A 17,773-nucleotide genomic window follows, 5' to 3' on the forward strand; every position below is an offset into this window, starting at 1 on the left:
CCTGCACGACGGGGCGCAGGCCCGGCTGGTGGCCCTGGCCATGGACCTCGGGCTGGCGAAGGAGAAGCTGACGGAGGATCCGCAGGCGGCGGCGCGGATGGTGGGCGAGGCGCACGGCGAGGTCAAGACGGCGTTGCAGGAGCTGCGGGACCTGGCGCGCGGGATCCATCCCGCCGTCCTCACCGACCGCGGGCTGGACGCGGCCCTGTCCTCCGTCGCCTCGCGGTGCACGGTGCCGGTGCAGGTGGACGTGGATCTGCCGGCGCGGCCGGCGGCCGCCATCGAGGGCATCGCGTACTTCACCGTCTCCGAGCTGCTGCAGAACATCAGCAAGCACGCGAAGGCGACCTGGGCCGCGGTGGATGTGTGGCGGGTGGAGAACCGGCTGATGCTTCAGGTCGTGGACAACGGGGTGGGCGGCGCGGATGCCTCCGGCGGTTCGGGGTTGGCCGGTCTTGCCGGGCGGCTCGATGCGGTGGACGGGATTCTGGTGGTCGACTCACCGGCGGGCGGGCCCACCCGGATCACGGCGGAGTTGCCCTGGCGGGGTTGAGGGGGCCTGGAGTTGTAGGGGGCGGGGAGTTGAGGGCCCGAGGCGTTGAAGGGTCCAGCCCCCTGCTCTGCCCTCTGGGGGCTGCGCCCCCAGACCCCCCTTCGGCCTGAACGGCCTCGTCCTCAATCGCCGGACAGGCTGAGTGATGCGGCCTGCGCTGAAAGAGTGGACGGGCTGGACACAGCCGGCCTGCGCTAAAAGGCGAACGCCCGCGCAGCGAAGCAAACACCGGACAGGCCGGATTCCTCCACCCTCACCACCCCCGATTCCATGCCCCCGCCCGCACCAAGTCGCGAACCCTGGAATGCTGGACCTGTCATGTGGACGGACGCGAGTCGACGTGGGCCGGCAGGGCGGGCAGTGGGGGGCCGAACATCGTGGAGGACAGGGTGCGCGTGGTCATCGCCGAGGATTCGGTGCTGCTCAGGGAGGGCCTGACCCGGTTGTTGACCGACCGCGGGCACGACGTGGTGGCCGGGGTCGGTGACGGGGACGCGCTGGTGAAGACCATCACCGAGCTGGCCGAGCAGGACGCGTTGCCGGACGTGGTGGTGGCCGACGTACGGATGCCGCCGACGCACACCGACGAGGGCGTCCGCGCGGCGGTGGAGCTGCGCAAGGCGTATCCCGGTCTCGGCGTGCTGGTGTTGTCGCAGTACGTGGAGGAGCGCTACGCCACCGAACTGCTGGCCGGTTCCAGCCATGGCGTCGGCTATCTGCTCAAGGACCGGGTGGCCGAGGTGCGTGAGTTCGTCGACGCGGTGGTGCGGGTGGCCTCGGGGGGTACGGCGCTCGACCCGGAGGTGGTCGCACAGCTGCTCGGGCGCAGCCGTAAGCAGGACGTGCTCGTACGGCTCACCCCGCGGGAGCGCGAGGTGCTGGGGCTGATGGCCGAGGGGCGGACGAACTCCGCGATAGCCCGGCAGCTGGTGGTGAGCGACGGGGCGGTCGAGAAGCACGTCAGCAACATCTTCCTGAAGCTGGGCCTGTCGCCGAGTGACGGGGATCACCGACGTGTTCTGGCCGTCCTCACCTACCTCAACTCCTGACAAAAACCTGCCAAACTGACACTGTGTCAGCTGTCCGGCCGCCGACCGGCGGTTGTTCACCGCCGTCAGTCATCTGTCAGCCAAGTCCGAGTACCAGACAGCGCGATCCGAGAACCAGACAACGCAACGGGAGCGTCTTCAAGGCAAGCGTCGGGGGGCGAGAAATCATGACAAGTCAGGGTGTCAGGCCGTCTCAAAACAGCGTCCATCATGCGAACGGCCGAAGGAAGGCGACCCTTACAGACGTAGGGTTGATCCTGGGAGGGTCGGCGTGACGACCATGCCCGGACAGCGTCCTCGAAGAGGAGGTCCAGTTCAGTGACCAGCCAGGTCAGTAGCCCAGCGGAGCAGGCCGACGGAGCCGACAGCACGTTGGTCGGGGAACAACGCAAACCGGCGGGGGTGAAGGACGTCCACCGCCTGGACCGGGTCATCATCCGGTTCGCCGGTGACTCGGGTGACGGTATGCAGCTCACCGGCGACCGCTTCACCTCGGAGACGGCGTCCTTCGGGAACGACCTCTCCACCCTGCCGAACTTCCCGGCCGAGATCCGCGCCCCCGCAGGCACCCTGCCGGGGGTTTCGTCGTTCCAGCTGCATTTCGCCGACCACGACATCCTGACCCCGGGTGACGCGCCCAACGTGCTGGTCGCGATGAACCCGGCCGCCCTGAAGGCGAACATCGCCGACGTTCCGCGCGGCGCGGAGATCATCGTCAACACGGACGAGTTCACCAAACGCGCGCTGCAGAAGGTGGGTTACGCCGCCTCACCCCTCGACGACGGGTCGATGGACGGCTACAGCATGCACCCCGTGCCCCTCACCACCCTCACCGTCGAGGCGTTGAAGGACTTCGGCCTGACCCGCAAGGAGGCCGAGCGCAGCAAGAACATGTTCGCGCTGGGTCTGCTCTCGTGGATGTACCACCGGCCGACCGAGGGCACCGAGAAGTTCCTGAAGTCGAAGTTCGCGAAGAAACCCGAGATCGCGGCGGCCAACATCGCGGCGTTCAGGGCGGGTTGGAACTTCGGCGAGACGACGGAGGACTTCGCGGTCTCCTACGAGGTCGCCCCGGCCGCCACCGCCTTCCCGACCGGCACCTACCGCAACATCTCCGGGAACCTGGCCCTGTCCTACGGCCTGGTCGCCGCGTCTCAGCAGGCGGACCTCCCGCTCTTCCTGGGCTCGTACCCGATCACCCCGGCCTCGGACATCCTGCACGAGCTGAGCCGGCACAAGAACTTCGGCGTACGGACCTTCCAGGCCGAGGACGAGATCGCGGGCATCGGCGCGGCGCTGGGGGCGGCCTTCGGCGGTTCCCTCGCCGTCACCACCACGTCCGGCCCGGGTGTCGCGCTGAAGTCGGAGACCATCGGCCTCGCCGTATCGATGGAACTCCCCCTCCTCGTCCTGGACATCCAGCGCGGCGGCCCCTCCACCGGCCTCCCCACCAAGACCGAACAGGCCGACCTGCTCCAGGCGATGTTCGGCCGCAACGGCGAGGCGCCGGTCCCGATCGTCGCCCCCTGCACCCCGGCCGACTGCTTCGACGCGGCGATCGAGGCCGCGCGGATCGCGCTCACCTACCGCACCCCGGTGATGCTCCTCTCGGACGGCTACCTGGCCAACGGCAGCGAGCCCTGGCGCATCCCCGACATCGACGAACTCCCGGACCTCACCGTCCAGTTCGCCCAGGGCCCGAACCACACCCTGGACGACGGCACCGAGGTCTTCTGGCCCTACAAACGCGACCCGCAGACCCTCGCCCGCCCTTGGGCCATCCCCGGCACGCCCGGCCTGGAACACCGCATCGGCGGCATCGAGAAGCAGGACGGCACGGGCAACATCTCCTACGACCCCGCCAACCACGACTTCATGGTCCGCACCCGCCAGGCCAAGATCGACGGCATCGACGTACCGGATCTGGAGGTCGACGACCCGCACGGAGCGGGGACGCTGGTCCTCGGCTGGGGCTCGACGTTCGGCCCGATCACCGCGGCGGTCCGCCGCCTGCGGGGCGCCGGTGAGTCGATCGCGCAGGCGCACCTCCGCCACCTCAACCCCTTCCCCCGCAACCTCGGCGCGGTCCTGAAACGCTACGACCGGGTGGTGATCCCCGAGATGAACCTCGGTCAGCTCGCCACGCTGGTGCGGGCGAAGTACCTGGTGGACGCGCACTCGTACAACCAGGTGAACGGCATGCCGTTCAAGGCTGAGCAGCTCGCCACGGCTCTCAAGGAGGCCATCGATGGCTGAGACGTCCACGGAAGGCACGGGCACGATCGAGGCACTCTCACTCGTCCCCAAGGCCGAGGCAGTGCAGTCCATGAAGGACTTCAAGTCCGATCAGGAAGTGCGCTGGTGCCCCGGCTGCGGTGACTACGCGATCCTCGCGGCGGTGCAGGGTTTCATGCCGGAGTTGGGCCTCGCCAAGGAGAACATCGTCTTCGTCTCCGGCATCGGCTGCTCCTCCCGCTTCCCGTACTACATGAACACGTACGGCATGCACTCGATCCACGGCCGCGCCCCGGCGATCGCGACCGGACTGGCGTCCTCCAGGCGGGACTTGAGCGTCTGGGTGGTCACGGGCGACGGCGACGCGCTCTCCATCGGCGGCAACCACCTGATCCACGCCCTGCGCCGCAACGTCAACCTGAAGATCCTCCTCTTCAACAACCGGATCTACGGCCTGACGAAGGGCCAGTACTCGCCGACTTCGGAGGTCGGCAAGATCACGAAGTCGACCCCGATGGGCTCGCTGGACGCCCCTTTCAACCCGGTGTCGCTGGCGATCGGCGCGGAGGCGTCCTTCGTCGCCCGCACCATCGACTCGGACCGCAAACACCTCACGCAGGTCCTGCGCGAGGCGGCGGCCCACCCCGGCACGGCGTTGGTCGAGATCTACCAGAACTGCAACATCTTCAACGACGGCGCCTTCGACGCGCTGAAGGACCGCCAGCGGGCCGAGGAGGCGGTGATCCGCCTGGAACACGGGCAGCCGATCCGCTTCGGTGCGGACGCTGCGCGCGGCGTGATCCGGGACGCGACGACGGGCGACCTGAAGGTGGTCGACGTAACCGCGGACAACGAGTCCCAGATCCTGGTCCACGACGCCCACGCGACGTCCCCGACCACGGCCTTCGCCCTGTCCCGCCTGGCCGACCCGGACACCCTGCACCACACGCCGATCGGGGTGCTGCGATCGGTGGAACGGCCGGTCTACGACACGCAGATGGCGGACCAGCTGGACACGGCGATCGTGCAGAACGGGAAGGGTGACCTGGCCGCGTTGTTGGCGGGCGGGGATACCTGGACGGTTGTGGGCTGACCGGTTCCGCTCGTACGGCTGGAGGGCCTGGGCGTGATGCCCGGGCCCTCTTGCTCTGCTTACGTCAGGCGTCGGGGATGTCCCGCTTGGCCCGGATCAGGGTCTCCCGGGTGATGACGACGATGCGTTCGTAGTCGGCACGGGCGGCGTCGCCGGGGAGGAGTGCGTCCAGTTCTTCGGTGCGGTCCGTTCCGATGACCGCGAAGCTGCCGTCGCTGAGTTCGAAGACATCGGGGCAGGTCTCCCCGGTCATGCTTCCTCTCTGGCGCGGCGAGTCACCGAGACGGCGAACCGGGCGGGCCGACGGCGTCGCGCCGCGCGACTCCGGCGGCAAGAACCGCCGGTGCTCGGCCGTCAACTGCCAGTACTCCGCGAAGAGCTGCCGGCGCTTGACCTCCGAGACACTGCCCAGGGCGCTCAGTACCTCCGCGAGCGACGGGTCGTCGATCGCCCGGTGCAGTTCCTCCGCTATGCGGCCGAGCTGCCGGGCCAACTCCCGTATGAACTCGTCCTGTTGTGACGCAGCCATGCCGTCCAGCCTGCCCCGCCCCCGAACGCGGCGCGCGAGGCGGAACGGGGGCGCACGGAAGGACGCACCGCGCACAAGGCAGGACTAGAGCGCCCCGGCAGTACCTGCTCGCGCCTTCGCCGCGTCGTACTCCTCCCGCGCCTCCAGTACCCGCCCCATCCGATCCGTGGCCCACAGGGCCAGCCCCCGCACCTGCTCCGCCGCCTCACGCCCCAGGTCGGTCAGCGAATAGTCCACCCGCGGCGGAATCACCGGCTTGGCGTCGCGATGGACCAGGCCGTCCCGCTCAAGCGTCTGCAGGGTCTGGGCCAGCATCTTCTCGCTCACCTGCCGCACCTGCCCGATCGCCCGGCGGAGTTCGCTGAAGCGGTACGGACGGTCCAGGAGCTCGATGAGAACCAGGACGCCCCAGCGGGACGTGACGTGTTCCATGATCAGGCGGTGCGGGCACATCGCCTCGCCCACCGCGCGGCCACCCGTCATCTCTACGCTTACTGCCATGCCGGTACCTTACTTCAAAGTGGGTACTTTCCACGAGTTAGCGCCTCCCCTAGGGTTAGTGACACGCACCGCACCACGCCGCACCCCTACAAGGAGCTGTCACTCATGAGCATCGTCGTCACCGGAGCCACCGGACACCTCGGCCGTCACGTCGTGGAGCAGTTGCTGGAGAAGGTTCCGGCCGACCAGATCACCGCTGTCGTACGGACGCCGGAGAAGGCCGCCGACTTCGCGGAGCGCGGCGTGAAGATCGTGGTCGCGGACTACAACACCCCCGAGACCTTCGACACCGTCTTCGCCGCCGGCGACAAGGTGCTGCTGATCTCCGGCAACGAGTTCGAGAAGGGCCGGGTCGGGCAGCACAAGGTCGTCATCGAGGCCGCCAAGGCCGCCGGTGTCGCGCTCCTCGCCTACACCAGCGCCCCCGGCCCCCTCGCCGCCGCCCTGGCCGACGACCACCGCGGCACGGAGGAGGCACTGCTGGCGTCCGGAGTGCCGTACGCCCTGCTCCGCAACGGTTGGTACAACGAGAACTACACCGAGAACCTCGCCCCCGTCCTGGAGCACAGCGCCGTCGTGGCCGCCGCCGGTGACGGCCGGGTCTCCGCCGCTTCGCGCGCCGACTACGCCGCTGCCGCCGTCGCCGTACTGACCGGCGAGGGCCACGAGAACCAGACGTACGAGCTGGGCGGCGACGAGGCGTGGAGCTTCGCCGAGTACGCGGCCGAGCTGAGCCGGCAGACCGGCAAGGAGATCGCCTACAACAACGTGCCCGCCGAGACCCTGATCGGCATCCTCACCGGCGCCGGTCTGCCCGAGCCGTTCGCCGCGATCCTCGCCGGGGTCGACGCGTCCATCGCGCAGGGCCAACTGGTCGTGTCCAGCGGCGACTTGTCCCGCCTGTCGGGCCGCTCGACCACGCCGATCAGCGAGTCGATCGCCCTCGCGCTCAAGGGCTGACCGCCGCCGATCGTGACGCCGTCGAGGCCCTTGCCCGCGAGGACGCCCAGGAGTTGACGGCGCCACGCAGGGTCAGGAGGTCGTGGACGCCCCCTCGGCTGTCATGACCGTATGGCGATACGGCCATGACAGCCGAGGCCGCTCGGCGCTACCTTCGTGCTGGCCGCATCGACGCGGCGGGGCGCGTACGAAGGAGGGGCCCGTGAGCGGGAAGCCGAGCGGGAGGCCGAAGGGCGAACAGCACCACACAGGACTGCTGAACGGCTTCGCGGCATACGGCATGTGGGGCCTGGTCCCGCTCTTCTGGCCGCTGCTCAAGCCGGCCGGCGCCGCCGAGATCCTGGCCCACCGGATGGTGTGGTCGCTCGCCTTCGTCGCCGTGGCACTCCTGGTGATCCGGCGCTGGGCCTGGGCCGGTGAACTCCTGCGCCAGCCACGCAAGTTGGCCCTCGTCACGGTCGCCGCGGGTTTCATCACCGTCAACTGGGGCGTCTACATCTGGGCAGTGAACAGCGGCCGCGTGGTCGAGGCCTCGCTCGGCTACTTCATCAACCCGCTCGTCACCATAGCGATGGGCGTCCTGCTCCTGAAGGAACGCCTGCGCCCGGCACAGTGGGCAGCGGTAGGCGTCGGCTTCGCCGCCGTCATCGTCCTGACCGTCGGCTACGGCCAGCCGCCCTGGATCTCCCTCACGCTCGCCTTCTCCTTCGCGACCTACGGCCTGGTGAAGAAGAAGGTCAACCTCGGCGGCATCGAATCACTGGCCGCGGAGACGGCGATCCAGTTCCTGCCGGCACTCGCCTACCTGCTGTGGCTCGGCGCGCACGGCGAGGCGACCTTCGCCCAGGAAGGCGTCGGCCACGCCACGCTCCTCGCCTCCACCGGCATCGTCACCGCCCTCCCCCTCGTCTGCTTCGGCGCGGCGGCGATCCGGGTCCCGTTGTCGACGCTGGGCCTGCTCCAGTACCTGGCGCCGGTGTTCCAGTTCCTGCTCGGCATCTTCTACTTCCACGAGTCGATGCCCCCCGCACGCTGGGCGGGCTTCGCCCTGGTGTGGCTGGCGCTCATCCTCCTGACGACGGACGCGTGGCGCACCGCGCGCAGGGGCAGAGGCAGGACGGCGGCACCGGCGGCGGCACTCCCACCGGAGAGGCCCCCGACCGGGAGCCCGAACCCGGTGGGCACGGCGGACACGGTAGAGGCGTAGCCCCGCAGGCACACCGCACCGATGCCAGAGTGAAGGGCATGACACAGACGCCCGCACCCCCGCCCACCCCACTCCACTGGAAACTGGTCATCGACGCGGCGGACCCGCACACCCAGGCGGACTTCTGGGCCGCCGCGCTCCACTACGAGCCCGAGGACAACAGCACCCTCGTCCAACAGCTCCTGAAAATGGGCGCGTTGCCCGCGGCCGCGACGGTCGACTTCCACGGCCGCCCGGCCTTCCGCGACCTGATGGCCGTACGACACCCCGACGACCCCTACGACAAGGACCGCGGCACGGGCCTGGGCCGCCGACTCCTCTTCCAACGCGTACCGGAACCAAAAACCACCAAGAACCGCCTCCACCTCGACCTGCACCCGGGCCCGGACCACCGCGAGGCGGAGGTGGAACGCCTGACAACCCTCGGCGCAAGCGTCCTGCGCCGGGTGACGGAACCGGCCGGCGCCTGGGTCGTGATGACGGACCCCGAGGGGAACGAATTCTGCGTGGCCTAGGGGGCGGGCTTCACTCAGCAGCCCTACGGGCACGCTCCGTGAGGCGCCCCATACGGGCGCGGGCGGACTCCAGCTCCTCGATGTCCTCTACGGCGGGGCCGTCCTCGGTGGTGAGTTCGGTCCACAGGTCGATGAGGTCGCGGCCGAGGGCCAGGCCCTGCTCCGGGTCGCGTACGGCCCGCCAGGCGGTGGCCGCGCTCTGGACGTTGCCGTAGGCGGCCTCCGCGTCGTGGGCACGGTGGCGGATGCGGGCGAGGTCGAGCGAGAGGTGGAAGGCGTGGAGCGGGTCACCGGCCAAGTAGGCGATGTAGGCGGCGAGTTCGCGCAACCGCAGAACCTCGGGGTGCTCGGGACCGAGAGCGCCCGCCGCGTCCGCGACGGTCCGCTCCGCCAGCCCTGCGGCCTCGTCGATCCGCCCCGCCTTGACGGCGTCGTTGATCCGCACCATCGGCTCGATGAGGAACGCGGTCCCCGCGCCGTCGGTGGTCACCGGTTCGTCCCCCAGCACGGCCTCGGCCACGGCGTCGAACCCCCGCGCGGGCGTCGGCTTGGGGTCCGGTTCCGGGGCGGTGAGGGCGAGGTCGGGGATGGGGATGGCGGCGGGCCGGGGGGCACGTTCCGGGGTGACAGGCGGTAGCTCCGCGACCGGCCGCGCATCCACGAACGGCGGGACGTCCGACACCGACTGCCCACCCATGACCGGCGGTACGTCCGTCACCGGCGCCGCGTCCATCACCGGCGGCGGCCCGAACGCCCCCGTGGGGGCCTGCACCGACCCCAGCGGCGCACTCCCGTCGGCCGACTCAGGCACGGCGTGCAACGGGAACGTGGGCGCCGGCTCCCCCGCCGACTCGGGCACAGCCCGCAACGGAAAGGTAGGAACCACCTCCCCCTCCACCCCCGGAGCGGACACGGCCCGCAGCCGATGAGTGACCGGGTCACCACTCGCCCCACGGAGATCCGCAGGCTCCCGCGCCACTTCCGATTCCGGTGCCGGTTGCGGTTCCACGACGTCCGCAGATACCGCCGACGGCAGCGCGGGCACCGGCGGAACCCCACCGGGGGCATTCCCCGCACCGACGATCGCCCACGGCTCGGCCGAGAAGTGACTGGACCCGTCCGGATCGATCTGGAGCGGAACGACGTACCCGATCCGATCGTCATGGACGGTCGCGCGCACGGGGTGCCCCGTGGCCGAGGCAATGCGATGGAGATGACTCAGAACCGTCTGCTGGATCTCCTCGCCCGCGACGACCGCGACCGGCACGCCGCCGATCGACGCACCCCCGGCGCCCGGGCCGTCCACAGGGACGCGTACCTCGAAAGGTGACGCGGCGGGTGCCGAGCGTGCGGCTCGCTTCTGTTCCCGCTTCTGCTCGCGGCTGAGTCGAGTCATCGGTTCCCTCACTCGCATGCGTCGGGGAGGCGGCCCGCGTTCCCCAGCGTCAAGATCCGTTCGTACGCGTACTGTTGAGTCTCGCCGTTCCCTTCAGGTTCTCAGGTAACCGCGACGTCACAGCCTCGTCCCAGGAGTTCCGTGAGGACCGGCGGGACCACGAGGGAGGAGCTGGTCATGCAGACAGGTGGACGGCAGGGCCCGGAGATCTGGCTCCGCGGACCGGTACCGCTACCGGTGGCCAACGGCCCGCACGCAGAGGCACCGGAAACACCCGAGCGCCCCTCCAGTATCGCCACCACCCCACGCCGCCGCTTCTCCTGGGTCGCCACCCACGGCGGCACCGGCGTCACCACCCTCGCCTCCGTCTACGGCGGCCAGGACTGCGGCCGCGACTGGCCGGCCCCCGAGGACCCACCCTCGATCCTGCTCGTCGCCCGCACGCATGCCGCAGGGCTGGCCGCGATCTCCCGCGCCCTGGACGTCTTCCGGCGCGGCGAGGCACCGCCCGGGCTGGACCTGGACGCCGTAGTCCTCGTAGCGGACGCACCCGGCCGCCTACCCCGCCAGCTCGCCCACTACGTCAAGGCCATCGAGTCGATGATCGACGTCTACCGAGTCCCCTGGGTCCCGTCCTGGCGCATCGGCGACCTCACCGGCGACCCACCCCGCGAAACAGAGGCGCTGGCCAGGCTCACAGGGTCAACCCGCCACCCCCGCTGACAACACGCACACCCCCACAGGCCCGCAGCCGCCGAACCACGGGAGCGGGTCGTGGCGGTACGGCGCAGCCCGCCGCGTACCCGGCACCAACCCGTTCGACTCTGACAACACCAGAGGGGCCCGAGTGCGGCGGGCTCGCCGTACCGCCACGACCCCGACCCCACCACTCACCTGCGGGCGCCCCCACCAACCCGCAGGCACCCCACCCCGCAGGCACCCCATGGACAGATGATTGCGCGCGCATATAATGCACACAGCTATAACCACCGCGCGCCGACCACCCCTGGGGGACCCATGACCCGCCGCTTCCTCTTCGTGCTGGGCAGCGCCCGCCCGGACGGCAACACCGAACGGCTCGCCCGCAGGGCCGCCGAACAGCTGCCCCCGGACGTCGAGCAGGAGTGGATACGCCTCGCCGACCACCCGCTCCCCGACTTCCTGGACATCCGGCACGACGGAATCGTCGGGGCAGTCCAGCCCACCGAGAACGACACCATCCGGCAACTCCTCGACGCCACCCTCGCCGCGACGGACATCGTGATCGCCTCGCCGGTCTACTGGTACTCCCTGTCGGGCCTCACCAAGCGCTACCTGGACTACTGGTCCGACTGGCTGCGCGTCCCCGGCGCGGACTTCAGGGCGACGATGGCCGGCCGCACCCTCTGGGGCGTCTCCGCACTCGCCGACGACGAACCCGTGGTCGCCGACCCGCTGATCGGTACGCTCAACAACTCGGCCGCGTACCTCAAGATGCGCTTCGGCGGAGTCCTGCTCGGCAACGGCAGCGCCCCCGGAGACGTACTGAAGGACACCGAGGCACTGACCCGAGCGAAGACGTTCTTCGCCCAGGACACCCCGCTCGCCCGCTTCCCTACGCCGTGATGTCCTTCGCCGTGAACCGCGCCCAAGCCGCAGACCCGAACACCGCCGCGTACAACGCCTGAAGGCCCAGATTCTTCACCAGGTCGTCCCAGTAGACCGGTTCGCGCATGAGGTCGGCGAAGGACAACCAGTAATGCGAGAAGAAGTACGGCTGAAGCGCGTGCAGTTGAGGAATCTGATCAAGGATCTGAACGGTGATCAGCAGCCCCACGGTAGTGGCCATCGCCGCGATCCCACTGCTGGTCATGGTCGAGATGAACAACCCCAGGGCGGCAATACCAACAAGCGACGCGGCAACGACCAACGCGATCAACAACGCCCGCCCCAACCCCTCCGCGAAGCTGATCTGCGTACCGGAGATCGTCGTCAGATCCCCCAGCGGAAAGAGCAACGCGCCCACCGTCAGCGCCGACAGCGCCACAACCAGCGTCGCCACCACACAGAACGTCATCACCGTCGCGTACTTGGTGAGAAGCAACCGAGTACGGCCGGCCGGAGCGACCAGGAGATACCGCAAGGTCCCCCCGCTGGCCTCGCCCGCGATCGAGTCGCCCGCGACAACTCCGATGGCCATGGGAAGAAAAAACGGAAGGGTAGCGGCCAACGCGGTGAACACCAGGAACAGCCCGTTGTTGGTGATCTGCGCAATGAACGCGGGTCCACCGCCCCCACCCCCGTCCCCCGCCCAGCCCCGCCCCCGTCCTGCGTCTCCAACTTCACCGCGATCCCGACAAGGATCGGCACCGCGGCCAACACCCCGAGCAACGCAAGCGTGCGCCACCGCCGAAACGTGGTCACCAACTCACTGCGCAACAGCCCGAACGTCCACACAAATCGCGGCGCCCGCACCGCAAGATCAGCCTGCGACATCGAACCCCTCCCCCGTGAGCGCCACGAACGCGTCCTCCAGCGAGGCCCGTTCAACCCCGAACCCCCGCACCCGCACCCCGGCGGTCACCAACGCCTCATTCACCTCGGCGAGTTCACGATCGGGCGGCTCGGCAGTAACCCGCTCCTCCGCCACGACCACGTCGGCCAACCCCAGTTCCTTCAGCACCCGCGCCGCGTCCCCGACATCAGGCGTGGTCACGAACAACCGCCCCCGCGTCCCCGCCGCCAGCTCGGTCACCGAGCCCTGCGTGATCAGCCGCCCCTGCGCCATCACGGCCGCATGCGTGCAGACCTGCTCGATCTCATCAAGGAGATGGGAAGACAGAAAAACGGTCGTACCGTCCGAGGCCAACTCCCGGATCAGAGACCGGATTTCACGCATGCCCTGCGGATCGAGCCCGTTCGTCGGCTCATCCAGAACAAGCAGCTCACGGGGCTGAAGCAAGGCAGAGGCAAGCCCCAGCCGCTGCTTCATCCCCAGCGAGTACGCCTTGGCCTTCTTCCCGGAGGCCGCAGTCAACCCCACCCGATCCAGCGCGGCGGCAACGCGGGCCCGCCGGGTACGCGGATCGGCGGTCGGATCGGCGGAGTCGTACCGAAGCAGATTGTCGCGACCGGACAGAAACCCATACAGCGCGGGCCCCTCGATCAACGCACCGACGCGAGGCAGAACCGTACGCACCGACCTCGGCATGGGACGGCCCAGAACCCGCGCCGTCCCGGAGCTGGGCTCGATCAGCCCCATCAACATCCGGATGGTGGTGGTCTTGCCCGACCCATTGGGCCCGAGGAAGCCGAAGACGCTGCCCGCCGGGACGGTCAGGTCGAGACCGTCCACGGCGAGCTGCCCGCCGCGAAAGCGCTTGGTGAGTCCACGGGTCGCGATGATGCCGTCACCCGCGTCCACCTGTTCCGGCACTTCAGCGGACGGTTCGCCCATCGACTCCCTCAATTCGCCGTGCCCCTACGGCAGTTGATCAACCGTCGGTACTTACTTCGCCGCGTCAGCCGCCTTGACCAAGGCACTCTTGGTCACCGCGCCGACGTACACCTTGCCGTCATCCGTGATCAGGGCATTGACCAGCCGGGTCGAGTACACCGTGCCCGAACCGAAGGAGCCCTTCACCTGGTCCCCGAGCGAGCTGAGGAACCCACCGAGGTCCCCACCACCGGCCGAGGAACCGGACGGCACACCCTCGCCGCCGGTCTCGAAGACGGCGATGGAGTTCCAGCCCTTGCCGATGACCGTGGGGTCGTCGGCGCCCTTGGCGAGGCCCTTGTCCGTCTTGCCGCTCTTGTCGTCCTTGCCGAACGGGGCGGAGTGGTCCGGAGTCGCCTTGCCCGGGCTGTCCTCCGTGGTGACCTTCGCGCCCTTGGGCGTCTTGAAGTCGAAGGTGGAGGCGGCCGGCTTGCTGAGGCTGAGCTGGGTGAAGCCGACGTCCACGACGGCCGCGCCGCCGCTCGCCGGGGTGAGCGTGAACTTGAGCGGCAGGCCGGTCTTCGCGTCCACCGCGATGCTGATCGCACCGACCGTCGTACCGGACTGCTTGGGCTTGATGACCAGCTTGTAGGCGTCGCGCCCGGCGACGTGCTCGGTGCCGTCGACCGTGACGGACGTCGTGTCGTCGACCGACTTGAGCGCCTCGTCGGTGAGCCCCTTCGGCGTCGCCCGGGTCTCGTCGCCCTTCGAGGCATCCGCGGCGGTCGTGCCGTGGAAGACCTCGTTCGACTTGCTGTCGTAGCCCCAGACGTCCTTGCCGTTGTGGATGAGGCTGTACTCCGCCGCGTTCTCCAGCAGCGACACCTTCTGCTTGTCGGGGCCGTCGGCCGCGACGCGCAGGGTGTGGGTGCCGCTGGCCAGCTCGGTGAGCTTGGCGGTCGGGTCGGCCGAGGAGCCGTCGCCGGACTTCGTGGCGCCGGACAGCATGCTGCTCTCCAGGCCGCCGAGGTCGGGCAGGCCCAGGTCGGTGCTGATCTTCACGGTGCCGGACAGCTGCTGGACGTCCGACTTGGCGATCTTGTTGATCAGCTGCTCTGCGGTGATCTTCGGAAGGTTCGGGTCGCCGGAGTCGGCGAGCGCCGGGACCAGTCCGATGGTCGCCGCCGCCACCCCCACCACGGTGACCGGGACGATGTACCGCGCCGCCCTGCGCCGCCCGGCCCGGAGCTCGTCGCGCTCTCCGGTGTCCGTGCTGTCGTCGGTTTCGTACGGTGCCATGTCTGCCTTACCTCCGTCGTCGGCGGCGGCCAACCCTTGCTGTACTCGTCCCACCCTGAGCCGCCATTCTCACCCGAATCGGTGAGGAGTGGTGTTTTCTCTGTTCTCCATCTGACCAAATCGCCGAGGGATAAGCGTCAGACCCGGGAGGCAACTCCACGTACTCCTGCGGTATGACACACGGAGGCGGCGCCTCCCCAAACCCTTAGGGGGAAGACGCCGCCTCCGTACGGCAGTTGCTCAGGACCTTTTGCTCAGAACCTCAGCCCGCGCGGTGCACCACCACCTCAGCCCGCCCGATGCACCACCGCATCGCACATCTCCAGCAGCGCGACCTTCGCGTCGCACTCCGGAAGCGGAGCGAGCGCCGCGCGGGCGTCCTCCACGTACCGGACGGTGTCGCGGCGGGCCTGCTCCAGGGCCGGGTGGACACGGAGCCGCGCGAGCGCCTCGGCGTGCCGGGCGTCGTCCGTGAGGTCGGAGTCGAGCAGTTCGCACAGGGCGATGTCCTCGGCGAGACCCAGGCGGGCCGCCCGCTCCCGGAGCAAGAGGACCGGCAGCGTGGGGATGCCCTCGCGCAGGTCCGTGCCCGGGGTCTTGCCGGACTCCTCCCCGTCGGAGGCGATGTCCAGGACGTCGTCCGCGAGCTGGAAGGCGACGCCGAGCCGCTCGCCGTACTGGGTGAGGACGTCCACGACGGTGTCGTCGCAGCCGGACATCATCGCGCCGAAGCGGCAGGCGACCGCGACCAGGGAGCCGGTCTTGCCGCCGAGCACGTCGAGGTAGTGCTCGACCGGGTCGCGCCCGTCGGACGGGCCGGCCGTCTCCAGGATCTGGCCGGTGACGAGGCGTTCGAACGCCTCGGCCTGCACCCGCACCGCCTCGGGGCCGAGGTCGGCCAGGGTGTGCGACGCGCGCGCGAACAGGAAGTCGCCGGTGAGGACCGCGACCGAGTTGCCCCAGCGGACGTTGGCGCTCTCCACGCCGCGCCGCACGGTCGCCTCGTCCATGACGTCGTCGTGGTACAGCGTGGCGAGGTGGGTCAGCTCGACGACGACGGCCGAGGGCACGACACCCGGCGCGTAGGGGTCACCGAACTGGGCGGCGAGCATCACGAGGAGCGGCCGGAACCGCTTTCCGCCCGCGCGCACGAGGTGCTGGGCGGCCTCCGTGATGAAGGGGACCTCGCTCTTGGTGGCTTCGAGCAGACCCTCCTCGACTGCCGCCATTCCGGCCTGGACATCGGCTTCCAGAGCCTGGTCCCGCACGCTCAGCCCGAACGGCCCGACGACGGTCACGAGGGGTCTCCTGTCTGCTGGTGTCCCTGGGCGGTCACACGGTTTGTCGATAGGTCGCTGGCATCACTCAAGTCAGCGTATCCGGTCAGCTTTCGATCACCCATGCCGCCCACCCCGTCCAGCGGGGGCGGTATCGGATCATGACCGGTATGTTTTTGATCACCTGATAAGAACGGATATTTATCGACTTACGCGGAAGTAGTGGATGGTGTCCCGAACCGCACTGGAAGCCGAACCCGACGACCAACCGCCGCCCGAGGACGACCACACCTTCTTCGGCCAGCCCAAGGGGCTGCTCACGCTCTCCGGACTCGAGGTCTGGGAGCGCTTCTCGTTCCTCGGCATGCAGGCCATCCTCGTCCTCTACTTCGCGGATACCGTCGCGCACGGCGGCATGGGCATGTCGTCCGGAACGGCCGCGTCCGTGTCCGCAGCCTACGGAACGCTGGTCTATCTCGTCTCGGTCGCGGGCGGCTGGCTCGCGGACCGCATCCTCGGCTCGTACCGCGCGGTGCTGTGGGGCGGCATCCTGATCGCCTGCGGCCACTACGCGATGGCGGTCCCCACGCCCACGATGACCTGGGTGGGCCTCGGCCTGATCAGCGCCGGCACCGGCCTGCTCAAGCCCAACGTAGCCACCATGGTCGGCAAGCTCTACCGCACCGAGGACGAGCGCCGGGACGCCGGTTTCGCGCTCTACTACATGGCGATCAACATCGGCGCCTTCGCGGGCCCGCTGATCACCGGCTGGCTCGGCGACCACGAGGGCTGGCACTGGGGCTTCTCGGCCGCCGCGGTCGGCATGACGTTCGGGCTCATCCAGTACGTCGCCGGGCGCCGTCACCTGGCCGGTCGCCGGAACACCGCGGAGTTCGCGCTCGCGCCGGACGCGCTGCGCCGCGCGGTGAAGCTGATCGTCGTAGGCATCCTGATCGCCGCCGCACTCGCGACCGCGCTGGCCACCGCCGGCTGGCTGACGATGGGCCGCTTCGTCGACCTCCTCACGGTGATCTCGGTCATCGCGCCGGTCATGTACTTCGCGGTGATGTTCATGAGCCCGCGCGTGAGCCCCGCCGAACGCGGCCGACTGCGCCCGTACATCGTGCTCTTCCTGGCCTCCACGGTCTTCAACTTCATTCTCTTCCAGGCCTATTCGACGATGATGCTACTGGCCGCGTCGAACGCCGAGACGACCATCCTGGGCTTCGACTTCCCCGCCAGCTGGTACGCGAGCGCGCTCGGCGCCTTCGAGGTCGGGCTCGCGCCCGTGGTCGCCGCGCTCTGGGTCCGCATGGGCCGCAGCCAGCCGCACGCCTCCAACAAGATCGCGATCGGCGTCGTACTCGGCGGCCTCTCCTTCCTGCTGATGGTCCTGCCGACCAGCGGGCACAGCGGCGACGCCTACCGCATGTCGGCCTGGTGGATCGTCGGCTCGTACTTCCTGCTGGGGCTCGGCGACATCCTCCTGGAGACCTCCGGCATGTCGGCCACCACCAAGCTCGCCCCGGCCGCCTTCTCCAGCCAGACCATGTCCCTCTGGTTCCTGTCCCTCGCCCTCGCGAACGGCATCCAGGCCCAGACGGTGAAGCTCTACGACGACGTCTCCAAGCCGGCCTACTTCGGCGTCAACGGCGCGATCGCGGTGGCCGCGGGCCTCGCGGTGATGGCCGCCGCGCCGTGGCTGCGCCGCACCATGCACCCGGTCCACTGAACCCAGGGGTCC

The 17,773-nt window shown here is 69.4% G+C and carries 16 protein-coding genes and 1 pseudogene; 10 read left to right on the plus strand and 7 right to left on the minus strand.

Going from position 1 to position 17,773, the window contains the following annotated elements; all coding sequences use genetic code 11:
* From SPR02S_RS32260 to SPR02S_RS32275, 4 genes are all read left to right on the plus strand, one after another.
* On the plus strand, window positions 1-553 hold a 553-nt coding region (locus SPR02S_RS32260; protein ID WP_019061160.1), incomplete at its 5' end, for a sensor histidine kinase.
* Window positions 554-942: 389 nt separating this feature from the next.
* A complete protein-coding gene (locus SPR02S_RS32265; RefSeq protein WP_281169912.1) occupies window positions 943-1,602 on the plus strand; it encodes a response regulator transcription factor in 660 nt (219 codons plus the stop codon).
* A 318-nt stretch (window positions 1,603-1,920) separates the two neighbouring features.
* Window positions 1,921-3,858 carry a 2-oxoacid:acceptor oxidoreductase subunit alpha gene (locus SPR02S_RS32270; RefSeq protein WP_019061162.1) on the plus strand — a complete coding sequence of 646 codons (1,938 nt, stop codon included), beginning with the start codon at window positions 1,921-1,923 and terminating at the stop codon, window positions 3,856-3,858.
* Window positions 3,851-4,930 carry a 2-oxoacid:ferredoxin oxidoreductase subunit beta gene (locus SPR02S_RS32275; protein ID WP_019061163.1) on the plus strand — a complete coding sequence of 360 codons (1,080 nt, stop codon included), beginning with the start codon at window positions 3,851-3,853 and terminating at the stop codon, window positions 4,928-4,930. The genes SPR02S_RS32270 and SPR02S_RS32275 overlap by 8 nt, the downstream gene beginning before the upstream one ends.
* A gap of 64 nt (window positions 4,931-4,994) precedes the next feature.
* Here the strand turns inward: SPR02S_RS32275 and SPR02S_RS32280 are convergent, their stop codons facing one another.
* Together SPR02S_RS32280 and SPR02S_RS32285 are read right to left on the minus strand one after the other, a co-directional pair.
* Window positions 4,995-5,183: a hypothetical protein gene (locus SPR02S_RS32280; protein ID WP_052347086.1), complete on the minus strand. Its 189-nt coding sequence runs from the start codon at window positions 5,181-5,183 to the stop codon at window positions 4,995-4,997.
* Window positions 5,184-5,543: 360 nt separating this feature from the next.
* Window positions 5,544-5,960, minus strand: a complete 417-nt coding sequence (locus SPR02S_RS32285) for a winged helix-turn-helix transcriptional regulator (RefSeq protein WP_019061165.1) — start codon at window positions 5,958-5,960, stop codon at window positions 5,544-5,546.
* Window positions 5,961-6,065: 105 nt separating this feature from the next.
* On the opposite strand from SPR02S_RS32285, the gene SPR02S_RS32290 reads away from it, so the two are divergent.
* The 3 genes from SPR02S_RS32290 (at window position 6,066) to SPR02S_RS32300 (ending at window position 8,642) form a co-directional block, all read left to right on the plus strand.
* The gene (locus SPR02S_RS32290) at window positions 6,066-6,920 is read left to right on the plus strand and encodes an SDR family oxidoreductase (protein ID WP_019061166.1); all 855 of its coding nucleotides are present in this window, start codon (window positions 6,066-6,068) and stop codon (window positions 6,918-6,920) included.
* 202 nt (window positions 6,921-7,122) lie between these two features.
* On the plus strand, window positions 7,123-8,127 hold the full coding sequence (rarD, locus tag SPR02S_RS32295; protein WP_019061167.1) for an EamA family transporter RarD: 1,005 nt from the start codon (window positions 7,123-7,125) through the stop codon (window positions 8,125-8,127).
* A gap of 38 nt (window positions 8,128-8,165) precedes the next feature.
* Window positions 8,166-8,642, plus strand: coding sequence for a VOC family protein (locus tag SPR02S_RS32300; protein ID WP_019061168.1), 477 nt, complete (start codon window positions 8,166-8,168; stop codon window positions 8,640-8,642).
* A 10-nt stretch (window positions 8,643-8,652) separates the two neighbouring features.
* Here the strand turns inward: SPR02S_RS32300 and SPR02S_RS32305 are convergent, their stop codons facing one another.
* Window positions 8,653-10,038 (minus strand): hypothetical protein, encoded by a 1,386-nt coding sequence (locus SPR02S_RS32305; RefSeq protein ID WP_026151053.1) that lies wholly within the window; start codon window positions 10,036-10,038, stop codon window positions 8,653-8,655.
* A 177-nt stretch (window positions 10,039-10,215) separates the two neighbouring features.
* On the opposite strand from SPR02S_RS32305, the gene SPR02S_RS32310 reads away from it, so the two are divergent.
* Both SPR02S_RS32310 and SPR02S_RS32315 read left to right on the plus strand, forming a co-directional pair.
* A complete protein-coding gene (locus tag SPR02S_RS32310; RefSeq protein WP_019061172.1) occupies window positions 10,216-10,761 on the plus strand; it encodes a DUF6668 family protein in 546 nt (181 codons plus the stop codon).
* A 294-nt stretch (window positions 10,762-11,055) separates the two neighbouring features.
* On the plus strand, window positions 11,056-11,643 hold the full coding sequence (locus SPR02S_RS32315) for a flavodoxin family protein (protein ID WP_019061173.1): 588 nt from the start codon (window positions 11,056-11,058) through the stop codon (window positions 11,641-11,643).
* On the opposite strand, the pseudogene SPR02S_RS56750 reads toward SPR02S_RS32315, so the two are convergent.
* The 4 genes and pseudogenes from SPR02S_RS56750 to SPR02S_RS32335 form a co-directional block, all read right to left on the minus strand.
* Window positions 11,633-12,513, minus strand: a pseudogene (locus tag SPR02S_RS56750) (ABC transporter permease). The gene SPR02S_RS32315 and the pseudogene SPR02S_RS56750 sit on opposite strands and share 11 nt — an antisense overlap.
* On the minus strand, window positions 12,500-13,474 hold the full coding sequence (locus SPR02S_RS32325) for an ABC transporter ATP-binding protein (RefSeq protein WP_019061175.1): 975 nt from the start codon (window positions 13,472-13,474) through the stop codon (window positions 12,500-12,502). The pseudogene SPR02S_RS56750 and the gene SPR02S_RS32325 overlap by 14 nt, the downstream one beginning before the upstream one ends.
* 51 nt (window positions 13,475-13,525) lie before the next feature.
* Window positions 13,526-14,752 carry a LolA family protein gene (locus SPR02S_RS32330; protein WP_019061176.1) on the minus strand — a complete coding sequence of 409 codons (1,227 nt, stop codon included), beginning with the start codon at window positions 14,750-14,752 and terminating at the stop codon, window positions 13,526-13,528.
* A 287-nt stretch (window positions 14,753-15,039) separates the two neighbouring features.
* The gene (locus SPR02S_RS32335) at window positions 15,040-16,050 is read right to left on the minus strand and encodes a polyprenyl synthetase family protein (RefSeq protein ID WP_019061177.1); all 1,011 of its coding nucleotides are present in this window, start codon (window positions 16,048-16,050) and stop codon (window positions 15,040-15,042) included.
* A 205-nt stretch (window positions 16,051-16,255) separates the two neighbouring features.
* Here SPR02S_RS32335 and SPR02S_RS32340 point away from each other — a divergent pair, with 205 nt between their 5' ends.
* Complete coding sequence (locus SPR02S_RS32340) at window positions 16,256-17,761, plus strand: peptide MFS transporter (protein WP_019061178.1); 1,506 nt, start codon at window positions 16,256-16,258, stop codon at window positions 17,759-17,761.
* Window positions 17,762-17,773: the final 12 nt, after the last annotated feature.

Source organism: Streptomyces prunicolor NBRC 13075, assembly GCF_000367365.1.
Lineage (GTDB): Bacteria > Actinomycetota > Actinomycetes > Streptomycetales > Streptomycetaceae > Streptomyces > Streptomyces prunicolor.

Bases quoted from the DNA above. Each gene is read 5' to 3' on its own strand.
- SPR02S_RS32275 (WP_019061163.1), top strand. From the start codon at position 3,851: ATGGCTGAGACGTCCACGGAAGGCACGGGCACGATCGAGGCACTCTCA.
- SPR02S_RS32280 (WP_052347086.1), bottom strand. From the start codon at position 5,183: ATGACCGGGGAGACCTGCCCCGATGTCTTCGAACTCAGCGACGGCAGC.
- SPR02S_RS32285 (WP_019061165.1), bottom strand. From the start codon at position 5,960: ATGGCAGTAAGCGTAGAGATGACGGGTGGCCGCGCGGTGGGCGAGGCG.
- SPR02S_RS32290 (WP_019061166.1), top strand. From the start codon at position 6,066: ATGAGCATCGTCGTCACCGGAGCCACCGGACACCTCGGCCGTCACGTC.
- SPR02S_RS32300 (WP_019061168.1), top strand. From the start codon at position 8,166: ATGACACAGACGCCCGCACCCCCGCCCACCCCACTCCACTGGAAACTG.
- SPR02S_RS32305 (WP_026151053.1), bottom strand. From the start codon at position 10,038: ATGACTCGACTCAGCCGCGAGCAGAAGCGGGAACAGAAGCGAGCCGCA.
- SPR02S_RS32310 (WP_019061172.1), top strand. From the start codon at position 10,216: ATGCAGACAGGTGGACGGCAGGGCCCGGAGATCTGGCTCCGCGGACCG.
- SPR02S_RS32315 (WP_019061173.1), top strand. From the start codon at position 11,056: ATGACCCGCCGCTTCCTCTTCGTGCTGGGCAGCGCCCGCCCGGACGGC.
- SPR02S_RS32325 (WP_019061175.1), bottom strand. From the start codon at position 13,474: ATGGGCGAACCGTCCGCTGAAGTGCCGGAACAGGTGGACGCGGGTGAC.
- SPR02S_RS32330 (WP_019061176.1), bottom strand. From the start codon at position 14,752: ATGGCACCGTACGAAACCGACGACAGCACGGACACCGGAGAGCGCGAC.
- SPR02S_RS32340 (WP_019061178.1), top strand. From the start codon at position 16,256: ATGGTGTCCCGAACCGCACTGGAAGCCGAACCCGACGACCAACCGCCG.